The sequence below is a fragment of the Streptomyces alkaliphilus genome (assembly GCF_014141535.1).
Classification (GTDB): domain Bacteria; phylum Actinomycetota; class Actinomycetes; order Streptomycetales; family Streptomycetaceae; genus Streptomyces; species Streptomyces alkaliphilus.
In genome coordinates this window covers 1-997 of the sequence record NZ_VKHT01001390.1, presented here as the reverse complement: position 1 = coordinate 997, position 997 = coordinate 1, and the positions used below count along the sequence as shown (strand labels likewise).

General features: G+C 75.6%; 1 protein-coding gene. It reads left to right on the top strand.

What is annotated here, in order from left to right; all coding sequences use genetic code 11:
• The coding region (locus tag FNQ90_RS24670) for a dihydrolipoamide acetyltransferase family protein (protein ID WP_182608362.1) at positions 1–717 on the top strand (717 nt) is incomplete at its 5' end.
• Positions 718–997 lie beyond the last annotated feature (280 nt).

Genomic DNA, 997 nt, shown 5'->3' with positions numbered 1-997 from the left:
GCCACGCCCCTTCCGGCACCCGCTCCCACCCGGGCGGGGGAGACCCGCATCCCGTTGCGCGGACTGCTCGGCACCATGGCGGACCACCTCACCCGCAGCCGTGCCGAGATCCCCGACGCCACCTGCTGGGTGGACGCCGACGCCACCGCCCTGCTGGAACTGCGCCGCGAACTCGGCGAGCCGCGCGTCCCGCTGCTCGCCCTCCTGGCCCGCGTCTGCACCGCCGTGCTCACCCACCGGCCGGAGCTGAACGCCACCGTGGACACCGAACGTCGCGAGATCGTGCGCCTCCCGGCCGTCCACCTCGGCCTCGCCGCGCAGACCCCGCGCGGCCTGGTGGTGCCGGTCGTCCGCGACGCCCACACCCTCACCACCGAGGGACTCGGCAGGGAGATCACCCGCCTCACCGAGGCGGCCCGGGCCGGGACCCTCCCGCCCGCCGAGCTCACCGGCGGCACCTTCACCCTCAACAACTACGGCGTCTTCGGCGTGGACGGCTCCACCCCGATCATCAACCATCCCCAGGCCGCGATGCTCGGGGTGGGTCGGATCGTGGAGAAACCCTGGGCGCACCGGGGCGAACTCGCCCTGCGCCACGTGGTGCAACTGTCCCTCACCTTCGACCACCGGGTCTGCGACGGTGCCGTCGCCGGCGGCTTCCTGCGGGACGTCGCCGACCGGATCGAACGTCCCGGGCTGCTGCTCCGCGACCTGTGACCGGCTTCCGACCGGGTCTCCGTCCGCCCCGTCCGCCCCGTCCGCCCCGTCCGGGGCGGACGGGCCCCGGACGGGGCGGGCCCGGGCCGGAACGGGCCGCCCCGGGGCGGGATCGCTCTCCGGCGGCGGCCGCACCGGCGAGGCGACCGCTCGGGCGCGTTTCGGAGCGCACACCATCAGGAACGCGCCCGGGTATCGCCGCACCGGCGCCCGGGGCGCCACTTAGGGCGATACTCGGGAACATGGCCGCTCAGCCCCGTCGCGAAGAACCCCTCCCGAC